The 1,607-nt window shown below is 66.8% G+C and carries 2 protein-coding genes; both read left to right on the forward strand.

All coding sequences use genetic code 11. From position 1 onward, the window contains the following. The coding region (locus DBR22_RS08765) for a serine/threonine-protein kinase (RefSeq protein WP_258229104.1) at positions 1 to 1,194 on the forward strand (1,194 nt) is incomplete at its 5' end. Continuing rightward, a partial coding sequence (locus tag DBR22_RS08770) for a hypothetical protein (protein WP_108598700.1) occupies positions 1,191 to 1,607 on the forward strand: 417 nt, incomplete at its 3' end. The genes DBR22_RS08765 and DBR22_RS08770, both read left to right, overlap by 4 nt.

Raw genomic sequence — 1,607 nt, forward strand, 5'->3', positions numbered from 1 at the left:
GTGATAGGCGGACGTTACAGGCTCGGTGAGGTCATCGGCCGCGGCGGGATGTCATCGGTCTATTGTGCGCGGGACGAGAATCTGGGCCGGGACGTGGCACTTAAGCTCTTCGCTCCGCAGGCACCGGATGCGGATGAGCTGAAGCGCCAGGAAGCGGAAATCCAGCTGCTGGCCACCCTGAACCATCCCAGTCTGGTGACGCTCTTCGACGCCGGCATCGACACCCGGATCCCGGATGAGCCCCGCCCCTTCCTCACCATGGAACTGGTGGAGGGGCAGGACCTCCGGAGCCGCATCAGGCACAGCCCTGTCCCGCTGGACGAACTCGCAGTTATCGGCGCCGGGATCGCTGACGCCCTCGCATATGTCCACAGCCTCGGAGTCATCCACCGCGATATCAAGCCCGCCAACATCCTGCTGGTCCAGATCCGCCCGGGCGAGCCGATCCGGCCAAAACTTACTGACTTCGGCATTGCGCGGATCGTTGACGGAACACGCCTGACTGCCACCGGCACCATGGTGGGGACAGCGGCCTATCTCAGCCCGGAGCAGGCCATGGGCTCGCCGCTCACGCCGGCCACTGACATCTATTCGTTCGGGCTGGTCCTCCTCGAATGCATCAAGCAGACCATCGAATACCCCGGCAGCGCAGTGGAATCGGCCGTCGCCAGGCTGCACCGCGCGCCGGAGATTCCGGAGGATCTCCCCTCGGAATGGGCGGACCTGATCCGCTCCATGACGGCACTCGAGCCGTTGGAACGTCCCTCAGCAGCGGACGTTGAGACTGTACTGCGCCAGGCCCTTGTCTCGCCGGTGTCCACGCCGGGCGAGCTCACCCCGGAACCCACGCGGGTGCTGCCGGCCATGCCGTTCAGGCCGCCGACCATCACCTCGGAACTGCCGTCCCCCGCCCTTTCCTTGGCGGACGTGGACAAGGAAAACCCTGGCACCGTGGATCGGATCTCCGGTCCCACCGATTCATCAACCGGTGGCGAGACCTGGCTTCAGCGGGTGAAACGCCGCAGGCGGCTCTGGCTGGTGGCAATCCTGATCTTCCTTGCCCTGGGCGCCGGTGCGGCAATACTTACGGCGAGCCTCTCCCCGCAGCTGACCCCCGACGTCGTGCCCTACCCCACGGTCAGCGGCACCTTGGGCGACCACCTCCAGGAACTACAGAAGAGCGTTGAACCGTGACAGTTTCCAGGCCCAACGGCCGGCGCTCCATAGCGCGCGCCCTCATCCGGGGTGCCGCCGCACTGGTGCTGGCGGCGTCCCTCGCCAGTTGCGGTCCGGCAGAAACGGGGTTGCAGCGCGATGCTGCCAGGCAGCTTCAGGAGCGGGTGCTCGGAGTGAGCCAGGCCGCGGCGGCCAATGACCACGCCGCCGCGCTGACGGCCTTGGACGGCCTGGAATCAGAGCTTTCGACGGCGGCCGATAACGGCCAGGTTTCCGAGGAACGCCGCCGGACCATCATGACCGTTATCACCGCCGTCCGGGCGGATCTCAACGCTGCCGCCGATGCGGCGGCGAAGGCCGCGGCGGACGCAAAAGCCGCAGAGGAAAAAGCCAAGGCGGACGCGGACGCAGCTGCCAAGGCCGCCCAGGAA

Source organism: Arthrobacter sp. HMWF013, assembly GCF_003061105.1.
In the GTDB taxonomy this organism is placed as follows: domain Bacteria; phylum Actinomycetota; class Actinomycetes; order Actinomycetales; family Micrococcaceae; genus Arthrobacter.